The organism is Erwinia oleae, assembly GCF_000770305.1.
GTDB classification, from domain to species: Bacteria; Pseudomonadota; Gammaproteobacteria; order Enterobacterales; family Enterobacteriaceae; genus Erwinia; species Erwinia oleae.
In genome coordinates this window covers 19183-41435 of sequence record NZ_JNVB01000006.1, presented here as the reverse complement: position 1 = coordinate 41435, position 22253 = coordinate 19183, and the positions used below count along the sequence as shown (strand labels likewise).

Genomic DNA, 22253 nt, shown 5'->3' with positions numbered 1-22253 from the left:
CCTCACAACTGGACTGTTATTCAAAAGGATTTAAAAATGAAAAGAACCTCTCTTTTATTGTCTGTCGTTGCATTAACTTTTAGTACTTTCACCTATGCAGCCGAACATACTGCGATTTCCGTGGCAACCTGGTCTGCAACGGCCAAAAAAGATACTACCAGTAAACTGGTTGTTACGCCGGTGGGAAGCCTGACATTTGACTATGCGGCCGGCCTGGCAGGCTTTAACACGCAAAAAGGATTATTTGACGTTACTATTGAAGGCAATGCTGACGCGAAGGATTTTTCTCTTGAATCAAAAGTACTTTCCAGCACGTTAAGCTTTCTTGGTTCAGATCCCTCCACGCTGGAAGTTGGCGTTATGTGGAATGGTATAGCCCTTGATAAGGCGTCCTATACCACCATTCTTGATACAAAGAAGAATATCAACGGCGGCAACCTGTTTAATCTTGCCAGTATTTACAAAACGACTGGTCGCAGCAGCGCACAGGAAAATTTCACGTTCAATATTACCAGCGCCTCTGATGGTACGGCGCCCTTGACCAACATGGAAGAGTTACCTGATGGTGTATGGACCGGTGATGTTAAGGTAGAATTCCTGGCCACCTGGACCACCGCATAATTAATCATGGATACAGCGCTGCCTGACGACGGCAGCGTTTCCAAAGGAATGACATCGTGCTTCGCTATTTTTTTGTATTTTTTTTCTTTGTTATACCTTTCCCTTTAAAAGCAATAGACGTTGGAGAGGTAACCTCATTTATTTTTCCAACAACCCACGCGGTTGCCAAAGAGATAAAAAATACCGCGCATTCGGCACGTATGGTCAGCGTAGAAGTTGCACGACTCAGCTCCCCGCAAAAGGGAGGTAATATAATTCAAACAGAAACACCTGATGAATTATTAATGACGCCTTCGCGAATCTTATTGCAACCACAGTCAAGCGACATCGTTCGTTTTTATTATAACGGTCCAAATGATGACAAAGAGCGCTATTATAGAATTTACTGGACCGAGCAAGCTTTAACGGATGACAGTGTTTCATCTTCTCAAAAAAACGCAATTGCGACCACTTCGGTGCGAATTGGCACAATTCTGGTTGTTACGCCACGACAAGAAAATTTCTCCTGGAAATTCACCGGTGAAAAAGTTATCAATAACGGGAATGTCTCTTTCCGGTTAATTGCTTACGGCCCTTGCCTGCATCCAAAAAATGGACAGCCTGAATGCAGAGAGAAACACAACATAATGCCTGGCGACAATCGTGCTTTCACTCGTGTTGATGTAAAAAGAAAACAATCGCGAATTGCTATATGGCACGGTAACGAGTTTATTTCTGTAAAGTAAATGTTACCTAAGTCATCACTTGCTAAGGGAATGCGGGTATGCTCAGGAATCAGTTTAATGTCTCTTATTTCCACTTAGTGATGGTGAGCTTGTCTGCCTGTATTCCCCTTAAGGGTAATACGGCGGCAAATAATGCTGCGATCGATCCGGTACGTATTAAAAATATTCTTATTCCCGGTGCGTTCCGACAGGCTTTACAGGAAGGGGTGGCGATCCCGGTGATGCTGTCTCTTGAAGGCAATCAAACAGAGAATAATCAGAAAGTCGCCAACGTCATGTTGGTGCTTCATAACGCTCAGTTTCGCATTGCACAGGTAGAAACCATTGAGAATCCGCAGGGTGCAAAGCTGACAGAGGAGATCACCACGCAGCTCGCCGCGCTGAAGAGCGTTGAATTTAACAACGATCTCAATATTGCCGTCGCCCCGGGCGCAACGCTTCATCTCGATCTGAAAAGTCTGACGATACGGCTTATTGTTCAAAAAAATGCCTTGAGCAGGCGGGAGCGCCCGCGTCACACTCTGCTTAATGCTGCTACCGTGCAAGATTTTACCGGTACAATCGCCTGGGACACGGGCCTGTACAATTCATGGCACAGCCATCAGCAATCAAATACCAATGGCTACCTTTCACTCAACAGCCTGCTAAGTAAGGGCGAAGATCATTTTAATGTGAATGGTTCGGTCTACGGCACGGATGATAAAAATTACGACGCCTTCCTTTCTCGCGCCATCTATGAACGCGACGTGGGTGGCTATCGCTTCGCAACCGGCATGGCCGATAGCTGGGATCTCCAGTCGCTGGGCAACGTATCGGGCATCAACGGCGGTAAGGTTCTTGGTGTCTCAATGGGTAATCACGCCGCGTCGCGTAACAGGATTGAAGGACAATCCCTGATACCGATTGAGGTTTTCCTGCCCGCTGCCGGCGAAGTGCATATTAAACGCGACGGAAAACTCCTCTCAATCCAGAATTTCCCGATGGGCAGTTTTGAGGTGGATACCCGTGCTCTGCCGTGGGGCGACTATGCCGTTGATGTTGAGATCATCGTTGACGGCAAACGGGTTTCCACCACCAGGCAGCAGCTCAAGAAACATTTTCTACGTCGCGGGATCGGCACACCTAAACTCCTGTGGCAAACCTGGGGCGGGCTGCTCAAGCGTGAAGGCTGGCAGGACAGCAGCAGCAAAACCGACGACAAGACATGGATAGCCGGTGCTTCCGCCTCATCGCAATTGTCGCTGTGGCAGGTTATTGACTGGACGTTCAGCGCCTGGGGGTTTGCAAACGTCGGCGTAGCGGAAAGCACCCTTACGATGCCGCTGTATGAAAACGCCAGCATTACCATGCAAACGCTGAGCGCAACTGACCGCTCAACGCGCGCCATGCTTAGCGGTAATGTGTCCATTAACAGCCAGTTCAGCGTCTGGGCCAGCCATGAAAAAAGCACGCAGGGCAAATCGTTATCATTTGATGCCAGTAATGAGTTCGCCGTAGGCGGCACGCTGAATCTGCGCAGGCTGCTGCCGAAAGCAGGCGTTGTTAACGTCAGTTATCACCGCGACCGAAAGCATAACAATGCCTGGCATAATCTGGACTATAGCCAGTCTCTTTTCTCAGGCCGGTATGGCAACCTTTCAATGCGTATGGGAATGCAACGCTATCGTTACCAAAACAGTGACAGTAGCGGGAAATACCTTGCCTTTGATTTCTCAATGCCGCTCGGTAAAGCCCTTGGCGTGGGCATGTCGCATCAAAACGGCTATACAACGGCCAATGTCAGCGCCAGCCAGACGCATAAAGAAGGCATTATTAACGCAACGGGTGTCAATATTGCCAGAGCGATCGGCGGTGATACCGGCCTCGATAAAACGCTGAGCGGCAGCGCCTATGCCAACTTTCAGGCGAAACAGGCCAGCGGCTCGCTGAACGTGAATAGTTCGGCGCGAGGTTATGTTAATACTAACCTTGTGGCCCACGGCGAAACGGCGTTCAGCGGCAAAAATTTTGCCATGAGCGGCGCCAACAGCGGGAGCGGTTCCGGCGTTATTGTCGAAACAGCTCTAACGGACGGTTCATTAACCGCACGCGTCAACGGACAACGTTTCAAAATCGACGGCGTTAATAATTACATTCCGCTGTCGCCCTATCAGCATTATCAGGTTGAGTTGATGAACGATCGCAACTCAATGGCAAGTTATGACATCCTGAAGGGTCGCCAGCAGAGTTTTACGCTCTATCCCGGCAACGTAGTGGTGATGACCCCAGAGGTTAAACAGCGCGTGACGGTATTCGGTCGGCTGCGTTCGGCACAGGGGCAGTTGCTTGCCAACACGTCTGTCCATAATCACATCGGCAAAACCGTCACCGATGAACAGGGCGAGTTCAGTATTGATGTGGACAAACTTCACCCGTCAATTTTTATTTCAGATGCTTCAGAACGGCTTTGCGAATCGACATTAGATTTATCAGGCGCACAGGGCGTTAAGTGGATTGGGGAAATTATTTGTGAAAATAAGGCAAGCTAATATTAGACGGTTGGGTTTGATCGTTTTCACCCTGTTGCTGTCATTGTGCAGGGTATCGCCCGTATGGTCATTGACACCGGTTATTACCGCAGCCACCCATTCAAATTCATTTTTATTTGTCGAAAATAACCTCGACGACGACTACTTCATTACACCGATGAAAAGCCTTGACCCTCGCATGACCGGCTCAAGCAGTTGGACAATGTCGAAATGGCAGAGTGGTTCAATTGTTAACAAACAGCGGAGCCTTGGCTACATCAACAGCTATACGCACTACACGATCCCCAACAACCGAAACGTTGATATCTGGTTCGAGCAACCACCGGTCAACCGCGCCATTACCGGGCTGCGCTGCCTGATCGATTATGCAGGATGTCCGCCTGACAGCGGCGTAATTCCTGCGGCGTTGGTCGATAATGACGGTTTTTACAAAGCCAGAACCCCTTCCAGCGGTACGCGGTGGAATCACGGATTGATAAGCATGGCTTTTTATCAATTCCTGCGTGTTTTGCCCACCGGGGACACGTTCGAAATGATTATTAACAACTGCTGGACGGAAGAGGATTACGACGTTCATAACGGCGGCAGATGCAAAGACGCCACGCGGGGCTCCTGGTATCAGCAAAAGGTACAACACACGAAAAGCGCGCACCTGATTCTTAAGCCGACCAATTCGCTTTCAGAAGTGTTTATCGACTCTGAGGGTAACCCGACTATCGGCGAGGGCGGCGTGGAGTGTTTTAAGTACCGACAGTCGGGCGGCACGGCCTCAACGCGCGACGGCGTGGTATGCAAAATGCTGGATCTGTCCCTCACGATGGCAAACGGCAGCAGCAGCAGTTCCATTGCGTTTAGCCTCTCCGCAGAAGGATTAAGTTTCACCCCCAATAACGCTGCACTGCGACTGAGCTTCGACGGCAACAACTGGACGAACCTCAAAGCCGATTTCAGCTTTTCGAAGCTGGCGTCATCAGGCAGTAACGCGCTGTATATTTTCTTCTCAAACGCCTTTTTTAAAGAGCTGGCCGCAAGTGGTCTGAACTATATGGACAGCAGCCAGTTTCTTAAAATAAATATCACTAACAGCCTGACGCCTGAATCGGGTTTTTATGAGTTTCGACCATCGAATAAGATCCTTATTAAACCGAGAAACTTTGGCATCAGCATTATTTCCGATGCGTTCGCCATCTCTCCTCATAAAGATGGCCGCGTGGAATCAGGTGAGCCGCCGCTTGAGTTTGGCTACATCCTCACCACTAGCGGCAGAACGGAGGCGGACAAGGTTTCCGTGCAGGTCACCGGGCCTACCGGACGGGTTCTCAACAGCGATTACTGCCTGTTCAGCGCCAGGGACAATACCTTCCGCGTACCTTTCCCCGGCTTCCTGATCTTTACCCGTTCCGACGGTGCCGTTGAACGGCTGGCGCACAACTGCACCGAAAAATGGTTCGATATTACTCATGCGCTGTGGTCGCAAACCCCCTGGGATGACGCCAGCGGCGACACGGGTGTGATGAATAAAACCAGGCTGAAGCTGCAATTTCCAATGGATAATAGCGTTTCACAACGCACTACAGAGCTCGAATTTTGGGAAGGGATTGTTTCTGCATCGGGAGAAATTCGCGTTTCAGCCACCTGGCGGAATATAGAATGATGAGAAGGCTCAGCGCGACACTGCTGTTTCTCTGGCTCCCGGCGGAGGCCATCGCGATTGATATCGGCACGCTGACTTTTTCCATGCCGCCTGAAAAAAAATTCATCAGCAAACAGGTACATAATAATAATCACGCCTCGCGCGTTTATGCCATTTCCGTTACCGGCATTGACAGGCCGGGTAATAATGAAGTTAAAGTCCGGCCTGTCGATGGCGAGATAATGTATACGCCGCGCCGGCTGACGCTGGAAGCGGGACGAAGTGATAACGTGAGGTTTATTTACTCCGGCCCGCAGGATGATAAAGAGCGCTACTATCGCGTGACTTTCCGCGAAATACCGCTCGGCGTACTGATGACTGAACAGGTTACCCGTGGCGCAACGCTGGAACCGGTGGTGGCGCTGGAAGCGATTCTGGTTGTTCGCCCGCGCCAGATGCGCCTTAACTGGACCTACTCCGTTAGCGAAGGAACGTTGCTCAACAGCGGCAATACCTGGTTCAGGCTGATGGTGAAAAATGGCTGTAGCGGCAGCGATCAACTCGCTAAAAGCGTCTACCTGCGTCCGGGAGAAACTTTTCGCTCACCGTTGCTCAAGGGTAATAATAAAAAATTTATCGTCACTGAATCGCGCTTTATTCCGCTTGGCGCCGCCTGTTTTGATCAGGCGGCTCGCTGATTAATGCTGAACCGCTAAACGCGCTTCTGGCTGGCTGGTCACCACGCAGTTGCGACCGGCATTTTTGGCCTGATAAAGGGCATCATCAGCCAGTTTAAAGGCGCGCTCCAGAGGCATCTCATCCGCTGACCAGAACGCCACGCCAATTGAAATGGAAATATGCCCAATGGTTTCGAGCGTTAACTGCGCTATGTTTTCCCGCACGCGCTCGGCGATGTCCACCGCTTTGGTGCGATCGGCGCCGGGTAAAATGATTAAAAACTCTTCGCCGCCGTTGCGGCATACAACGTCAGTCTGACGCGAACTTTTTGCAAGCTGCTGCGCCACGCTTTTGATCACGCTGTCGCCAATATCATGGCCCCAGGTGTCGTTGACCCGTTTGAAATGGTCGATATCCAGCGCCAGCACTGCAAAAGGCTGTCGCGTGGCGTTAAAGTACTCCAGCACCGTGTTCAGCCCGCGCCGGTTCAGCAGCGAGGTCATCGGGTCGGTTTGTACTTCAAATTTCAGGCGGCCAATTTTGTCCTGAAGCATGCCGATGCCGGTTAGCATCGTGCGCTTAATTTGTGACGCCTCATAGTACCAGGCGCGAATGCCGTTAATCTCTTTCGAGACGCCAGGCGCATCCATATTGCTGGCTTTGCGTGCCAGCTGCCACAGCGGCAGCGCAATCAGGCGCGCCAGAATCCATGCGCTCAGCAGCGTCAGCAGCGCAAAGGGAATCGAATGTTGGAGCACCTTCAACAGCAGGCTGCTGAGCGGTGCCAGCGTGGTCTGCGTCGGCTTGATCGCAACGATAGTCCAACCCGGCGTCGGCACCGTGGCATAACCGACCAGCGTCGATTCGCCGTCTGCCTGATCAATCTCACGTGAACCGTTGAGATCGCCAGGGCCAATACGATCGCCAATTATCGACGGAAGCTTTTCGCCGATCAGCTTGCCGTTCTGATGGTAGAGGACGCGATCGTTATCATCGACCACATAAAGCGAGGAACCATCGCGATAGAACTGCTCGCCGAGCATTTCATTGACGATACTTTTTTTCTTTAAATAGATCGTGCCGCCAACGAACCCCAGATAGCTGCCGGTTTTTGACCAGACGGGCGTAGAAACGAGCACCACCAGATTTTTTGCCGCTGAGATATTGGGACGGCTGATAAGCGGTTTACGCTGTGACAATGCCTGTTCGGACATGGGCGTACTTAACTGGATACCTTTCAGCCTCAGCGATTCAGGAGAGATTGCCCTGACCCAGCCGCTCGCATCGGCCACCACCACTGAATTGAAGCTGTTGGTTTGCAGACGCAGACGATCCACCTCTGCCTGAAGCGCCTGTTCATTATCCATTTCGCCGCTCAGCATTTTTGCGCTATAGCCCAACTGAGACTGGGCGAGCTGAAAAAACATTTCGGTGGTGGAGGCCAGCTTGGTGGCATAGACGCGATTGGACTCAAGCGTATTGGCAATCAGCACGTCGCGCTGTACCCGCCAGCTTGCATACAGCGAATTGGCCAGCGTAATTACAATGCTGGCAATGGCTAACAGCGTTATAAGCGCGCGCAAGTCCATTTTCAGGCGTTTATGCCTTAACATAGACTTACCTTATTTTGAAATATCATCATTCAGCGCCTTGCTATTGTTTGTGCGCGTTTACTTTAAACTGTCATGCCCTGGTAAAACACTTCCCGATTGTACACGTCTCGATAATTTTGGGAATATTCGGTCCGGTTTTGATCGCTAATAATTCGGCCCGCAGAGGCGGGCCGAAGAATTTATTGCCAGAAGCAGAAAAGCGTTACATCGCGAGGAAGGCGTAACCTTTATTTTCAAGCGTTGCAACAGTCGTCGGGCTGGAGAGTGCATGCGTGACGGATGTATCAATCCAGTCATGCTGAAAATGGTGAAAAGCAACGGACTGGTCGCAGACCGATACGTCCACGCCTTTCTCACGCAGTTCGCCAATCAGCTTAAGATTGGGGTTATCAATACCGTAAATGCGTTTGTACTGCACGTTATTGAGCATGGCAGGCGTGCCGTCTGCGGTCACTGAAACCACGAACTTGAGCTGGTCCACCGGCACGCCGGATGCCACATAGAGGTTAACCACGCGCGCAACACGCTCCAGACCCAGGTTGGGATCTTTCGGACTGTTTTCTGCGCGGGTCACCTGAAAAACAATCTTGTTGCTGTCGCCCACCGCCGGTTTATAAGCGGCATCCGCTTCGTAATGCGCTTTACCATAGCCTTCGATCGCTGGCGTGATCCAGAATTCCTTAGGTTCTTCTTCAGGCTGGCTGCCTAAATGGTTGCTGATTTTTGCGACGACTTCTGGTGCCTGAGTAAAGCTTGCGCCGATAAAACCGGCTACGACTGCGATAAGAACATAGGTGACAACGGGACGCATATAACACTCTCCAAACGGTAAGCTGATAAAGGATTGGCCACACGAAGCGGCGAGGAGAGGATCTATATCACAGCAACGCGCGGTTGTTTCGCCTCTATTTTGCGTCAGTCGCTTCGTTAATTTCATAACGAAATTATTGATCACAATTAATATGTAGCTGCCCTGAATGCTGATTCAAAAGATATTTTTTGGTCAGTGCCATTTAAAAAAAATCTGAAGGGGTCAGAAGAGAAATTTGCGTTAAGAAATAATGGGTAAACGGCCTGAACAGCAGAAATTATTTTATTCACACCCGGCCCTGTAACATTGGCAAAAATGATAAACCTGCCTGATGTAATTTACCCTTCGCAGCAGTACTTCATCCGGGGTCAATACGGCTTTTCAGACAATGCTTAATCAAAAAACATGCCAGAATCAATTTAATTGAATAAATTTACTAAACTTTAAAAAAATCTGTCGCTTATCCGGTTTTTATTTTTTCCAGAATGCCCGTCAACCGGTGCTTTACCCCACGTATATGCTAACGGGCGCCCTTTTTGTGGCCCCGTAAAACGTTCAGTTTTTTTAGCGTAAATCGCGTCGGCACGGCAATATCGCTCTTCACCCTCTTTCCCCTGGTGATTGCCCGCGGTTAAGATAAGGCGCGTCAACCGATCGACGCGGTTAAAACGCAGAACGTTATGGCCGGTTCCGGGTCAAAAGAGGAGTTGCTCACCGTGGGATCCCCGATGCTTAATCCATTAAAAAAAGGCGCCATCGCCTCACTGATCCTTTCTCTGCTGACCGCCTCGCTGCCGGTTTCTGCCGACCTGAGCGATAATCTGCCGGATATCGGCACGACGGCAGGCAATACGTTATCGGTTAATCAGGAACTGGCGATGGGCGATTTTTACGTTCGCCAACTACGCGGCAGCGCGCCGCTCATCAACGATCCTTTGCTGAATGATTACGTTAACCAGCTCGGCCAGCGCCTTGTCGCCCATGCCTGGTCGGTGAAGACGCCGTTTCACTTTTTCCTCATCAGTAATGATGAAATCAACGCCTTCGCCTTTTTCGGCGGCAACGTGGTGCTGCACTCCGCCCTGTTCCGCTATACCGAAAACGAAAGCCAGCTGGCATCGGTAATGGCGCATGAAATCTCTCACGTCACCCAACGCCATCTGGCGCGCGCAATGGAGGCTCAACAGCGTAATGCGCCGCTGACCTGGGTTGGCGCGCTGGGTTCAATCCTGCTGGCAATGGCCAGCCCGCAGGCCGGCATGGCCGCGCTGAGCGGCACGATAGCCGGTACACAGCAGGGGATCATCAGCTTTACGCAACAGAATGAGCAGGAGGCGGACCGCATCGGCATTCAGGTACTGCAACGCGCTGGTTTCGACCCGGAAGCGATGCCGAATTTCCTTCAGAAGCTGGCGGATCAGTCGCGCTTCTCCTCGAAGCCACCTGAAATGCTGCTTACCCACCCGCTGCCGGACAGTCGGCTTTCCGATGCGCGCAACCGCGCCAATCAGATGCCGCCCATCGTCGTGCAGTCCTCTCAGGATTTTTACATGGCGAAGGTGCGCATTCTCGGCATGTACGCCTCCGGCAGAAATCAACTTAGCGACGATCTGCTAGATACGCTGAGTAAAGGCAACAGCCGCGAGCAGACGGCGGCGCGCTACGGCAAGGCCGTGCAGTTTTTACAGGCCAAACGCTTTGACGAAGCAAAAAGAATTATCGCCCCGCTGCTGGCAAAACAGCCTGGCAACGTCTGGTATCTGGATCTGATGACCGATATCTGCATCGGCCTGAAGCAGCCGCGTGAAGCCATTACGCTATTGCAGGCGGCGGGCGGTTCAAATCCGGTGGTACAGCTAAACCTGGCTAACGCCATGGTGGAAGCAAAACAGCCTGCCAGCGCCAGCAAGATACTTTATCGCTACACCTGGGCGCACAAGGACGATCCTAACGGCTGGGATCTGCTGGCGCAGGCGTCGCACGATCAGGGTCTTGGCGACGAAGAGCAGGCGGCCAGAGCGGAAAGCCTGGCGCTGAGCGGGAAGTTGGATCAGGCGATCCGTAGCCTCAGCGAGGCGAGCGCCGCCGTGCCGTTGGGCAGCCTGAAACAGGCGCGCTACGATGCGCGTATCGATCAGCTACGGGATCTGCAAAAACGCTTCCGCCCGTATCAGCGCTCATAAACGTCAGTAGAAGGCGTGATTTACTGCCCGCCACGTTGCTTAAGCGCCACCAAACGCTAGAGCGCCAGCGCCTCTTTGACGAAGGGAATAGTCAGCTTGCGCTGTGCGCTAATCGAGGCGCGATCCAACTGATCGAGCGTAGCGAAAAGCTGACGCATCTCGCGATCCACTCTTTTCAGCAGAAAGCGGCCCACGTCTTCCGGCAACTCAAAACCGCGCAGCTTCGCACGTAGCTGAAGCGCCTGCACTTTGTCGTCGTCAGAGAGCGGATGAAGACGATAAATCTGTCCCCAGTCGAGCCGCGAGGCGAGATCCGCTAATGTAAGATTCAGCTGGCGCGGCGGACGATCGCCGGTGATCAGCAACCGCGTACGTCCACTTTCAAGAATGCGATTGTAGAGGTCGAAAATCGCCATTTCCCAGGGATCGTCACCGGCAATGCATTCAATATTATCAATGCAGACCAGCGCCAGCTGCTCCATACCGTCGAGCACTTCCGGCACAAACCAGGTGCGCTTATCCAGCGGCACATAGCCCACCGCTTCACCCCGCGCCGACAGCTCGGCGCAGGCAGCATGAAGCAGATGGCTACGCCCTCCGCCCTCTCGCGACCAGAAGTAAAGATAGCTGCCGTGCTGCTGGTGAAGCGCGCCCTGAAGCGCGGCAAGCAGGGATGGGTTTTCTCCCGGCCAGAAACTGGCGAAGGTTTCGTCATCGGGTAAGTAGAGTGGCAGCGATAGCTGAGCCGGCGTGTTCAGAAGCACCTCGGTGTCGATCGGGCAAAATCCGACAAAAGTTTACCACACCTTTGCCGGGAGATTAAACGACGTGTATTCAGCCGCGATCGTCAGGATCGAGCACGGTTTCTTCCGGCCTGAGCAGGCTGATAACCTTGAAAATCAGGCTCAGTGAAATACCGACAACGGTTGCCAGCGCCATGCCCTTCAGCTCGGCCGCACCAATATGTATGGTGGCACCACTGACGCCAATAATCAGGATCACCGAGGTCAGGATCAGGTTTTGCGCCTTGTTATAATCAACTTTGGATTCAATCAGGACGCGAATACCCGAGGCGGCAATGACGCCATACAACAGCAGTGAAACCCCGCCCATTACCGGCACCGGCACCGCCTGGATCGCCGCCGCCAGCTTGCCCACGCAGGAGAGCAGAATAGCCAGCACCGCCGCGCCGCCAATCACCCAGGTGCTGTAAACGCGGGTAATGGCCATCACGCCGATATTCTCTCCGTAGGTTGTGTTAGGCGTTGAGCCAAATAAACCGGAAAAAACCGTTGAAATGCCGTTGGCAAACATGGAGCGATGCAGGCCCGGATCTTTCAGCAGATCTTTTTTGACGATATTCGCGGTAACCACCAGATGCCCGATGTGTTCCGCAATTACCACCAGCGCGGCGGGCAGCACGGTAAGCATGGCGAACCACTCAAAGCGCGGCGTGTAGAAGGTGGGCAGCGCGAACCAGTGCGCGGCGGTAACCGGCGCCCAGTTCACCATGCCCATGAACCACGAAAGCGCATAGCCCGCCAGCACGCCGATCAGGATTGGGATGATAGCCAGAAAACCGCGAAACAGCACCGAGCCGAAAACCGTGACCGCCAGCGTTATCATTGAGATCAAAATGGTTTTGCCATCCGCTGGCGCGCCGTTAGCAGGCAGCAGCCCTGCCATATTGGCCGCCACGCCCGCCAGTTCAAGACCGATGACGGCAACGATGGCGCCCATCGCCGCCGGGGGAAACATCACGTCCAGCCAGCCCGTACCGGCCTTTTTCACAATCAGCGCCACCACGCAAAACAGCACGCCGCAAAGAATAAAGCCGCCCAGCGCCAGTTCATAGCCTAACGGCAGCAGCAGCAAAACCGGCGAAATAAAAGCGAAGCTCGAACCCAGATAGGCCGGGATTTTTCCCTTACAGATGAAGAGGTAGAGCAGTGTGCCAATGCCGTTAAACAGCAGCACCGTGGCCGGGTTGATATGAAATAAAATCGGCACCAGCACCGTTGCGCCAAACATCGCAAAAAGATGTTGAAAGCTGAGCGGAATCGTTTGCAGCAGCGGTGGTCTTTCGCTTACGCCAATTGCGCGACGCGTCATCGTATTCCCCTTATTGATTTACCCTGAACATTAAAAAGCCGACTCTTCGGTCGGCTTCCTTTTATTTTATTTCGTCCCGAAAATCTTATCGCCCGCGTCGCCCAGGCCGGGAATGATATAGCCTTTCTCGTTGAGGCCTTTATCGACCGAAGCGGTATACAGCTCCACGTCCGGGTGCGCTTTCTCCAGCGCGGCGATGCCCTCCGGCGCCGCAACCAGCACCAGCACTTTAATGCTGACGCAACCGGCTTTTTTCAGCAGGTCGATGGTGGCGATCATTGAGCCGCCGGTTGCCAGCATCGGGTCAACCACCAGCGCCATGCGTTCTTCAATATTGGATACCAGCTTCTGAAAATAGGGCACCGGCTCCAGCGTTTCTTCATCGCGATAAACGCCCACGACGCTGATACGTGCGCTGGGTACGTGTTCCAGAACGCCCTCCATCATGCCGAGACCGGCGCGCAGAATCGGCACCACGGTAATTTTTTTACCTTTGATCTGCTCAATCTCCACCGGGCCATTCCAGCCTTCGATGGTGACTTTTTCAGTGGCTAAATCAGAAGTGGCTTCATAGGTCAGCAGGCTTCCCACTTCGGAGGCAAGTTCACGGAAACGCTTGGTGCTGACGTCATGTTCACGCATCAGGCCCAGTTTATGTTTGACCAGCGGGTGTTTGACTTCCACGATCTTCATTTTTTGTACTCCCCCGAGTAATAGGCTGCCAAAAAAAATCGCGAGATTATAGCGCCATTTTTCCGCTGCGCCCTATGACTTAATGTAAGTTATACGCGATCTTTTCCAAACTTCGCACGGTGATGGGGAAATTTTCATCGCCCAACGCAGGGGGACAGATGGCACTCGCAAACGTTTGCCTGCGCTGGTAGAATTGCCGCGCCTTATTTCTTTACCACCATCGCGGGGATTTCGCAGTGACCGACAACACCTCTCTCAGCTATAAAGACGCCGGCGTAGATATCGATGCGGGCAATGCGTTAGTCGATCGTATTAAAGGCGTGGTGAAAAAAACGCGCCGTCCGGAAGTGATGGGAGGGTTAGGCGGTTTTGGCGCACTTTGCGCGCTGCCGCAAAAATATCGCGAACCGATCCTGGTCTCCGGCACCGACGGCGTTGGCACCAAACTGCGCCTGGCGATGGATCTCAAACGTCACGACGCCATCGGGATCGATCTGGTCGCCATGTGCGTCAACGACCTGGTGGTACAGGGCGCCGAGCCGCTGTTTTTCCTGGATTACTACGCCACGGGCAAACTGGATGTTGATACCGCTGCCAGCGTGATTACCGGTATCGCCGAAGGCTGTTCGCAGTCCGGCTGTGCGCTGGTCGGCGGCGAAACGGCGGAAATGCCCGGCATGTATCACGGCGAAGACTACGACGTGGCGGGTTTTTGCGTCGGCGTGGTGGAAAAATCAGAAATTATCGACGGCAGCAAAGTGCAGGACGGCGATGTACTGATCGCGCTGGGCTCCAGCGGCCCGCACTCTAATGGCTATTCGCTGGTGCGTAAAATTCTTGAAGTCAGCAACACCGATCCTGAAACCACGCAGCTCGACGGTAAATCTCTGGCCGATCACCTGCTGGAGCCTACCCGTATTTATGTAAAAAACATCCTCAGCCTGATCGAGCAGGTGGACGTGCACGCCATTGCTCACCTGACCGGCGGCGGCTTCTGGGAGAATATTCCACGCGTGCTGCCGGACAACACCCAGGCAGTGCTGGAAGAGTCGAGCTGGCAGTGGCCGGCAGTGTTTAGCTGGATGCAGCAGGCGGGCAACGTCAGCCGCCATGAGATGTATCGCACCTTTAACTGCGGCGTCGGCATGCTGATCGCCCTCAGCCCTGACGAGGCGGATAACGCGGTCGCACTGATGACGCAGGCGGGTGAAAAGGCCTGGAAAATCGGCGTGATCAAGGCCTCTGATGCCGATGAGCGCGTGGTTATTAACGCATGATGCGGCTGGTCGTGCTGATTTCGGGCCAGGGCAGTAATCTTCAGGCTATTCTTGATGCGTGTCAGCAGGGTCGGGTGGCTGGCCGCGTGGCCGCCGTGTTCAGCAACAAAGCCGACGCCTTCGGTCTTGAGCGCGCGCGCGCGGCGGGCGTTGCGGCGCACGCGCTGTCCGCTGCGGAGTTCGCCGATCGCGAAGCCTTTGACCGGCAGCTGATGCAGGAGATCGACGCTTACGCGCCCGATTTGGTGGTACTGGCGGGCTACATGCGTATCCTCAGCCCGGCATTTGTTCAGCGCTATGCCGGGCGCATGCTCAACATCCACCCTTCCCTGCTGCCGAAATATCCGGGTCTGCACACTCACCGCCAGGCCATCGCCAACGGCGATGATGAGCACGGCACCTCGGTACATTTTGTCACCGACCAGCTTGATGGCGGCCCGGTGATCCTTCAGGCGAAGGTGCCGGTCTACCCGGATGATACGGAAGACGAAGTGAACGCACGCGTTCAGCATCAGGAGCACGCCATCTATCCGCTGGTGGTGGGCTGGTTTACGGAAGGACGCCTGGCGATGCGGAACGACGCCGCCTGGCTTGATGATAAGCGCCTGCCGCCGGAAGGCTACGCGTGGGAGTGAACGCACTGAAAGCGAATCGTTGATTCGCTTTTTTTTCAGCCGTAGCGCCCGGAAATATAGTCTTCCGTCCGACGCTGCCGGGGTGCGGTGAACAGCACGTCGGTTTCGCCCGCTTCCACCACGCTTCCCTGATGCATAAAGACGGTATAATCCGAGACGCGCGCGGCCTGCTGCATATTGTGGGTGACCAGGATCAGCGTGAACTGCTCTTTCAGCGTCTGCATCAGTTCCTCAATCACCAGCGTGGTGATGGGATCAAGCGCCGAGGTGGGTTCGTCAAGCAGCAGCACCGCAGGCGCAATGGCAATAGCCCGCGCAATCACCAGCCGCTGCTGTTGCCCTGCCGACAGCGTCATCGCGTTTTGCCACAGCTTATCTTTTACCTCCGGCCACAGGGCGGCAGCGCGCAGCGCCCGCTCCACCGTCTCGTCGAGCACGCGGCGATCGCGCACGCCCTGAAGGCGCAACCCGTAGACCACGTTCTCATAAATTGTCTTCGGGAACGGATTCGGCCGCTGAAACACCATGCCAATCCGGCGGCGCAGGGCCGGAAGATCGAGGTTGTTTGCCATAATTGACTGCTGTTCGAGAAGGATATCCCCCTCAACGCGGCAGTCGACAATAGCGTCGTTCATACGGTTAAAACAGCGCAGCAGCGTGGATTTCCCGCAGCCGGAGGGGCCGATCAGTGCGGTAATGCGGTTCTTCGGTATCTGCAAGCTGATGGCGCTCAGCGCCTGCTTATCGCCATACCACAGCGACAGATTATCCAGCGTCAGGGCAATGTCCGGTTCGTTCAATCAGGCGCTCCTTCAGTTCATCAGCGTGCGGTAACGTTCGCGCAGACGGTGGCGCAGCACCATCGCCAGCAGATTCAGCGCAAGAATAATCACCACCAGCAACAGCGCGGTGGCGAAGACCAGCGGGCGATCTGCCTGCGCGTTGGGGCTTTGAAAAGCCAGATCGTAGATCTGAAAACCCAGATGCATAAACTTACGGTCCAGATGCAGCCACGGGAACACGGCGTCCACCGGCAGCTCCGGCACCATTTTCACCACGCCCACCAGCATCAGCGGTGCCGTTTCACCCGCCGCGCGCGCCACGGCGAGGATCAGGCCGGTCAGCATAGCCGGCACCGCCAGCGGCAGCGTCACTTTCCATAACGTCTCCGCCTGCGTCGCGCCCAGTGCCAGCGAGCCCTGCCGCAGGGAAACAGGAATACGCGACAATCCCTCTTCGGTGGCGACGATCACCACCGGCAATGTCAACAGCGCCAGCGTCAACGATGCCCAGAGCAGCCCCGGCGTGCCGAAGGTTGGCGCGGGCAACGTAGCGGAGAAGAACAACCGATCCAGACTCCCGCCCACCAGCCAGACAAAAAAGCCGAGGCCAAACACGCCGTAGACAATCGAGGGCACGCCGGCCAGATTGACGACGGCAATACGCACCAGCCGCGTCATCAGGCCGTTCCCGGCGTATTCATGCAGCCAGATGGCGGCCACCACGCCAAGCGGCATTACCATTACCGACATCAGCAGCACCATCAGTATGGTGCCGAAAATCGTCGGAAACACGCCGCCGTCGCCGAGACTGTCGCCGGGCGAGTCGCTGACGAAGTGCCAAATCTGCTGCCCGAAGTGCTGCCACTTTTCGCCATAGCTCATCGCGTTGGGATGCCAGGCCGCAAGAATTTGACTCAGCGGAATACGATGCTGTTGACCGTCGGCATCGCGCAGGATCAGCACGGTACTGTCGCTTTCGCGCTTGAGTTCCGCCAGCCGTTCGGCGCTGCGGGAAAACTGGCGCTTCAGCTCCGCGCTGTCGGCCTGATGAATCGACTCGTCCTGAGCCGTATACTGATTCGCTTTTTCCAGCCGCGCACGCGCCTCGGCAAGCTGTTCAAGCTGGTTATTCACCTGCGCCATGCCAACGCGCCGGATCGCCTCCGCGCGCGATTGCCGCTCACGCGTTTCTCTGATGCGCTGCTGAAGCTCTGCCATCATGTCGGTCGCCACCAGCGGCTGACCATTTTCCAACAGCGCATCCAGCCAGCCGTAAGCCATCCCGCCCGTCCGACGCTGCAATACGATGGCGCCGGCAGGCTGCGTCTGCCGCAGGATTTGGCTGCTGGTCACGTTATGAAAGTCGACGCCGTCGATATCGCGGTTGCCGGTTTTGAGCAGATAGCGGATTTCCTGATGATCGTTTTGCTCCTGCTGCGCAATCTCGCCAAGCATCTGTACAATCCCGGCGGGTTGCTGCACGGTAAAAAGCGTGACGGGATGCGGCCAGAAGTAGCGCAGCCCCTGCCAGCCAAGCAGAAAAACCAGCAGCATAAAGGCCAGCAGGCAGACGGCCACCGCGCCGCCGGTCAGCCAGCGCCAGCGATGGTTATTCGTCATCGCGCTCATCCCTGCACCTCATAGCGCTTTCGCAACCGCTGACGGACAAGCTCCGCCAGCGTGTTCACAATCAGCGTAAACACCAGCAGCACCAGCGCGCTTAAAAACAGTACCCGGTAGTGGGCGCCGCCCGCCGCCGCCTCCGGCATCTCTATCGCCACGTTCGCCGCGAGGCTGCGCACGCCTTCGAGAATGCCGCCGTCGGTCACCGGCGTATTACCGGTTGCCATCAGCACGATCATCGTTTCGCCCATCGCGCGGCCAAAGCCAATCATCAGCGCGGCGAAGATCCCTGCCGCCGCGCCCGGCAGCACCACGCGCGTCAGCGTCTGCCACTGCGTCGCGCCAAGCGCCAGCGAACCCTGCCCCAGCGAGGCCGGCACGCTGAAAATGGCATCTTCCGCCAGGGTGAACACGATCGGCACCAGCGCAAATCCCATCGCCACGCCAGCCACCAGGACGTTGCGCTGCGGATAGTCGCCGCCGATGACGCTCGCGCCAAACAGCTGCTGCTCCAGCCACGGCACGGCAATCAGACAAAACAGCGCGGTAACCAACAGCACCGGCAGCAATATCCACACTTCACGGCCTTCCGCGCAAAACCGCGCTCGCCAGCGCGGCGGCAGGCGTACCGAAAGCCAACTGCACGCCAACAGTACGCCCGCCAGCAGCAGCGGCAGCAGCAAAACGCCGGAGAGCCTGTTCGCCAACTGCGGCGCCAGCCAGATGCCGGCCACCAGGCCAATCACCACGCCCGGCAGCGCGCCCATCATCTCAATGGCGGGTTTGACCCAGCGACGCAGCCCCGGCGCCATAAACCAGGCGGTGTACATGGCCGCCGCCAGCGCCAGCGGCGTGGCAAACAGCATCGCCAGCCCCGCCGCCTTCAGCGTGCCGGTGACCAGCGGCACCAGACTGTATTTACCCTGATAGTTATCATCAGCGGATGTGGACTGCCAGACGTAATCCGGCGAGGGATAGTGTTCGTACCATACTTTCTGCCACAGGCTGCGCAGGCTGATATCCGGCCAGGGATTTGACAGGCTCAGATGCTGCCAGCGGCCCTGACGCTCAATAAGCATGCCGTCGCCGCGCGGGGCAAAAACCGCGCTCAGAATACCGGGCGTCAGCTGACGGGAGAAAATCACGCCAGCCTGTTTGCTGGCGAACAGGGAAAGCTCGCCATTCTGACCGAGCGTGGCGAAAACGCGCCGTTGTGATTCGCTGAACAGCAACGGCTGCGCTTTGCTACCGTCAAAATAGCGAATTTTGTGCAGGCGCGGCCCGTTTTCGCCCGCGATATCAAACCACTGCGCCACGCCCTTATCGTCCGTCACCAGCAGGGAGCTGCCGCCGCTCAGCAGGCTGATGCGCTGCGGCGCGGGCGACAGCGTATGCGCCTCGCGCAGCAGGATAGCCGACGTACCGATCTGCCAGACGCGCAGTATGTTGCCGGAGAGCGTAAACAGCTGTCGTCCGTCCGGCGTCAGTAAAAGCTGGCGGGTGTCGGCGCTGTCCACGCGCCAGACGGTTGCGGGACGGTTGGGTTGAAACTGCTGAATAACCATGCGCTTGCTGTCCGCCTGCGCCACCAGCCAGCGCGCGGGTTCTGGATGCGCCACGTCGGTCAGCGCATCCGACGCCAGCGCCAGCGTAAGCGGTGTGTCGCCCAGCGGAAATTTCCAGCCAGGCTGGCGATCGTGGAAATCAGGCTCCACCACCACCATGCCGCGGGCATTTTGCAGCAGCACGCTCTGGTTATCGGCGGTGGTGACCGCGTGTTGTGCGTCGGGCAGCAGCGTGATCGGCGGCGCGGGCGGCTGCGCATCCAGCGGGATAAAGCGCCCCTGCCCCTGATTATCAATGCGCCATCCCCATTTCTGCTGTGCATCCATGCCCAGCGCCACAACGGGCCGCGCCTGCCAGAGCGCGATTTCGCCGCGACTGTAAAGCGTCGTCGAGGAGAACAGCGGCACAACCACCCACACCAGCCAGACAAACAGCAGCAGCATCACCGCCAGTACCAGCAACCCGCAGGCCATCACGCAGCGGCGCGTCAGGCGGTCTGCCCATTGACGGCGGCGATCGTTAAACTGAGCGGGAATGGGGGTTGGGTTCATGCTTATTGTCGCTTTCCTGTGCGCTTTTAGGCGCTATGTTGCCCGTATGTGGTTAATAAGACAATCCATAATGTCCATTGGACATTGTTGCCATACTCTCGCCATAATTGAGCGAGACAATGGGCGGTCTTAAGCGCGTTGCATCTGCGAATGGAGTAAAAATGGGTCAGGAAAAGCTGTATATCGAAAAAGAGTTGAGCTGGTTATCCTTTAATGAACGCGTGTTGCAGGAAGCCGCTGATAAAACCAATCCGCTGATTGAACGCATGCGTTTTCTCGGCATTTATTCCAATAATCTGGAAGAGTTTTATAAGGTTCGCTTCGCCGATTTAAAACGCCGTATCCTGATTGGCGAAGAACAGGGTACGCCTAACCCACCGCGTCATTTGCTCAAAAAGATTCAGGCGCGGGTGCTGAAGGCCGACCAGGAGTTCGACGGGCTGTATAACGATCTGCTGCTGGAGATGGCGCGTAATCAGATCTTCCTGATCAACGAACGGCAGCTCTCGCCCAATCAGCAAAGCTGGCTGCGACACTATTTCAAACATCACCTGCGCCAGCATGTCACGCCCATTTTAGTGAATCACGACACGGACCTGATTGAATTCCTGAAGGATGACTACACCTATCTTGCCGTCGAAATTATCAGCGCTGATACCATTAGCTACGCGCTACTGGAAATTCCGTCCGATAAGGTGCCGCGCTTCGTCAATTTGCCGCCGGAAACGCCGCGCCGCCGCAAACCGATGATCCTGCTAGATAATATCCTTCGCTACTGCCTCGGCGACATTTTCCGCGGCTTCTTCGATTACGACGCGTTGAATGCCTATTCAATGAAGATGACCCGCGATGCAGAATACGATCTGGTGACCGAGATGGAATCCAGCCTGCTTGAGCTGATGTCGTCCAGCCTGAAACAGCGCCTGACCGCCGAGCCGGTGCGCTTTGTTTACCAGCGCGATATGCCGGATGCGATGGTGGAAATGTTGCGTAAAAAGCTGAACATTTCTAACTATGATTCCATTGTTTCAGGCGGCCGCTATCACAATTTCAAAGACTTCATCACCTTTCCGAACGTCGGCAAAGCTAACCTGGTAAATAAACCGCTGCCGCAGCTGCGCCACATCTGGTTTGACCGCTTCCGCAACGGCTTTGACGCCATTCGCAACCGCGACGTGCTGCTCTACTATCCTTATCACACCTTTGAACACGTGCTGGAACTGCTGCGTCAGGCGTCATTCGATCCCGCCGTACTGGCGATAAAAATCAATATCTACCGCGTGGCGAAAAACTCACGCATTATCGATGCGATGATCCACGCCGCCTATAATGGCAAAAAAGTGACGGTGGTGGTCGAGCTTCAGGCCCGGTTCGATGAAGAAGCAAATATTCACTGGGCCAAGCGGCTGACCGAAGCGGGCGTGCACGTCATTTTCTCTGCGCCGGGCCTGAAGATCCACGCCAAGCTGTTCTTAATTTCACGTCGTGAAAACGGTGAAATCAATCGCTATGCGCACATTGGCACCGGCAATTTCAATGAGAAAACCGCCCGCCTCTATACCGACTATTCACTGCTGACCGCCGACGCGCGCATCACCAACGAGGTGCGGCGCGTGTTTAACTTTATTGAAAACCCGTATCGCCCGGTTTCTTTTGAGCACCTGATGGTGTCGCCGCAAAACTCGCGGCAGATGCTTTATCAACTAATCGATAATGAGATCGCTAACGTGCAGCAGGGCATTCCGGCGGGCATTACGTTGAAGATCAATAACCTGGTGGATAAAGGCCTGGTGGATCGTCTTTATGCCGCGTCAAGCGTGGGCGTGAAGGTGAATTTGCTGGTGCGCGGAATGTGTTCGCTGATCCCCAATCTTGAAGGCATCAGCGACAACATTCGCGTGATCAGCATCGTGGATCGCTATCTCGAACACGACCGCGTTTACATTTTCGATAACGGCGGCGACAAAAAAGTCTTCCTCTCTTCCGCCGACTGGATGACCCGCAACATCGATTACCGCATTGAAGTGGCGGTGTCCATCCTCGACCCGATTCTGAAACAGCGGGGGCTGGATATCATTGCGATCCTGTTCAGTGATACGATCAAGTCGCGCTTTATTGATAAAGAGTTGAGCAATCGTTACGTTCCGCGCGGCAACCGCCGCAAGGTGCGCGCCCAAATGGCTATCTACGATTACGTTAAAACGCTGGAACAACCTGAATAA

Annotated in this window: 17 protein-coding genes; 9 read left to right on the top strand and 8 right to left on the bottom strand. The window is 54.9% G+C overall.

From position 1 onward, the window contains the following. Positions 1–36 precede the first annotated feature (36 nt). The 5 genes from ecpA to GS12_RS03300 all read left to right on the top strand — a co-directional run bounded on the left by ecpA (position 37) and on the right by GS12_RS03300 (position 6205). Positions 37–621 carry a common pilus major fimbrillin subunit EcpA gene (gene ecpA / locus GS12_RS03320; RefSeq protein WP_034916326.1) on the top strand — a complete coding sequence of 195 codons (585 nt, stop codon included), beginning with the start codon at positions 37–39 and terminating at the stop codon, positions 619–621. A gap of 56 nt (positions 622–677) precedes the next feature. Next, on the top strand, positions 678–1346 hold the full coding sequence (locus GS12_RS03315; RefSeq protein WP_034943862.1) for an EcpB family pilus assembly chaperone: 669 nt from the start codon (positions 678–680) through the stop codon (positions 1344–1346). Between the two features lie 38 nt (positions 1347–1384). Next, the gene (locus GS12_RS03310; protein ID WP_084089557.1) at positions 1385–3874 is read left to right on the top strand and encodes a CS1-pili formation C-terminal domain-containing protein; all 2490 of its coding nucleotides are present in this window, start codon (positions 1385–1387) and stop codon (positions 3872–3874) included. A gap of 202 nt (positions 3875–4076) precedes the next feature. Then, positions 4077–5528 carry a hypothetical protein gene (locus GS12_RS03305; RefSeq protein ID WP_052118344.1) on the top strand — a complete coding sequence of 484 codons (1452 nt, stop codon included), beginning with the start codon at positions 4077–4079 and terminating at the stop codon, positions 5526–5528. Then, a complete protein-coding gene (locus GS12_RS03300; protein WP_051937162.1) occupies positions 5525–6205 on the top strand; it encodes a fimbria/pilus periplasmic chaperone in 681 nt (226 codons plus the stop codon). Before GS12_RS03305 ends, GS12_RS03300 begins: the two co-directional genes overlap by 4 nt. On the opposite strand, the gene GS12_RS03295 is transcribed toward GS12_RS03300, so the two are convergent. Together GS12_RS03295 and GS12_RS03290 are read right to left on the bottom strand one after the other, a co-directional pair. Continuing rightward, entirely contained in the window at positions 6206–7798 is a 1593-nt protein-coding gene (locus GS12_RS03295; RefSeq protein WP_034943859.1) for a sensor domain-containing diguanylate cyclase, read from the bottom strand. A gap of 202 nt (positions 7799–8000) precedes the next feature. Further along, positions 8001–8609 carry a DsrE family protein gene (locus tag GS12_RS03290; protein ID WP_034943856.1) on the bottom strand — a complete coding sequence of 203 codons (609 nt, stop codon included), beginning with the start codon at positions 8607–8609 and terminating at the stop codon, positions 8001–8003. 728 nt (positions 8610–9337) lie between these two features. Between GS12_RS03290 and bepA the strand changes: the two genes are divergently transcribed. Continuing rightward, complete coding sequence (bepA, locus tag GS12_RS03285; protein WP_034916333.1) at positions 9338–10792, top strand: beta-barrel assembly-enhancing protease; 1455 nt, start codon at positions 9338–9340, stop codon at positions 10790–10792. A 56-nt stretch (positions 10793–10848) separates the two neighbouring features. Here bepA and hda read toward each other — a convergent pair whose 3' ends face one another. The 3 genes from hda to upp form a co-directional block, all read right to left on the bottom strand. Beyond that, complete coding sequence (gene hda / locus GS12_RS03280; RefSeq protein ID WP_034916335.1) at positions 10849–11556, bottom strand: DnaA inactivator Hda; 708 nt, start codon at positions 11554–11556, stop codon at positions 10849–10851. A gap of 70 nt (positions 11557–11626) precedes the next feature. Beyond that, on the bottom strand, positions 11627–12904 hold the full coding sequence (gene uraA, locus GS12_RS03275; protein WP_034916336.1) for a uracil permease: 1278 nt from the start codon (positions 12902–12904) through the stop codon (positions 11627–11629). A 66-nt stretch (positions 12905–12970) separates the two neighbouring features. Further along, positions 12971–13597 carry a uracil phosphoribosyltransferase gene (gene upp, locus GS12_RS03270; protein WP_034916338.1) on the bottom strand — a complete coding sequence of 209 codons (627 nt, stop codon included), beginning with the start codon at positions 13595–13597 and terminating at the stop codon, positions 12971–12973. Positions 13598–13833: 236 nt separating this feature from the next. Here upp and purM point away from each other — a divergent pair, with 236 nt between their 5' ends. Together purM and purN are read left to right on the top strand one after the other, a co-directional pair. After that, positions 13834–14874, top strand: coding sequence for a phosphoribosylformylglycinamidine cyclo-ligase (gene purM / locus GS12_RS03265; RefSeq protein WP_034943854.1), 1041 nt, complete (start codon positions 13834–13836; stop codon positions 14872–14874). Next, the gene (purN, locus tag GS12_RS03260; RefSeq protein WP_034916340.1) at positions 14871–15509 is read left to right on the top strand and encodes a phosphoribosylglycinamide formyltransferase; all 639 of its coding nucleotides are present in this window, start codon (positions 14871–14873) and stop codon (positions 15507–15509) included. Before purM ends, purN begins: the two co-directional genes overlap by 4 nt. Positions 15510–15544: 35 nt before the next feature. Here the strand turns inward: purN and pstB are convergent, their stop codons facing one another. The 3 genes from pstB to GS12_RS03245 are packed head-to-tail and all read right to left on the bottom strand — an operon-like array spanning position 15545 to position 20031. Continuing rightward, positions 15545–16309 carry a phosphate ABC transporter ATP-binding protein PstB gene (gene pstB / locus GS12_RS03255; protein WP_034916341.1) on the bottom strand — a complete coding sequence of 255 codons (765 nt, stop codon included), beginning with the start codon at positions 16307–16309 and terminating at the stop codon, positions 15545–15547. A 12-nt stretch (positions 16310–16321) separates the two neighbouring features. Then, on the bottom strand, positions 16322–17920 hold the full coding sequence (pstA, locus tag GS12_RS03250; protein ID WP_034943851.1) for a phosphate ABC transporter permease PstA: 1599 nt from the start codon (positions 17918–17920) through the stop codon (positions 16322–16324). Next, positions 17917–20031: an ABC transporter permease subunit gene (locus tag GS12_RS03245; RefSeq protein WP_034943848.1), complete on the bottom strand. Its 2115-nt coding sequence runs from the start codon at positions 20029–20031 to the stop codon at positions 17917–17919. Before GS12_RS03245 ends, pstA begins: the two co-directional genes overlap by 4 nt. 161 nt (positions 20032–20192) lie before the next feature. On the opposite strand from GS12_RS03245, the gene ppk1 reads away from it, so the two are divergent. Next, a complete protein-coding gene (gene ppk1 / locus GS12_RS03240) occupies positions 20193–22253 on the top strand; it encodes a polyphosphate kinase 1 (RefSeq protein ID WP_034943845.1) in 2061 nt (686 codons plus the stop codon).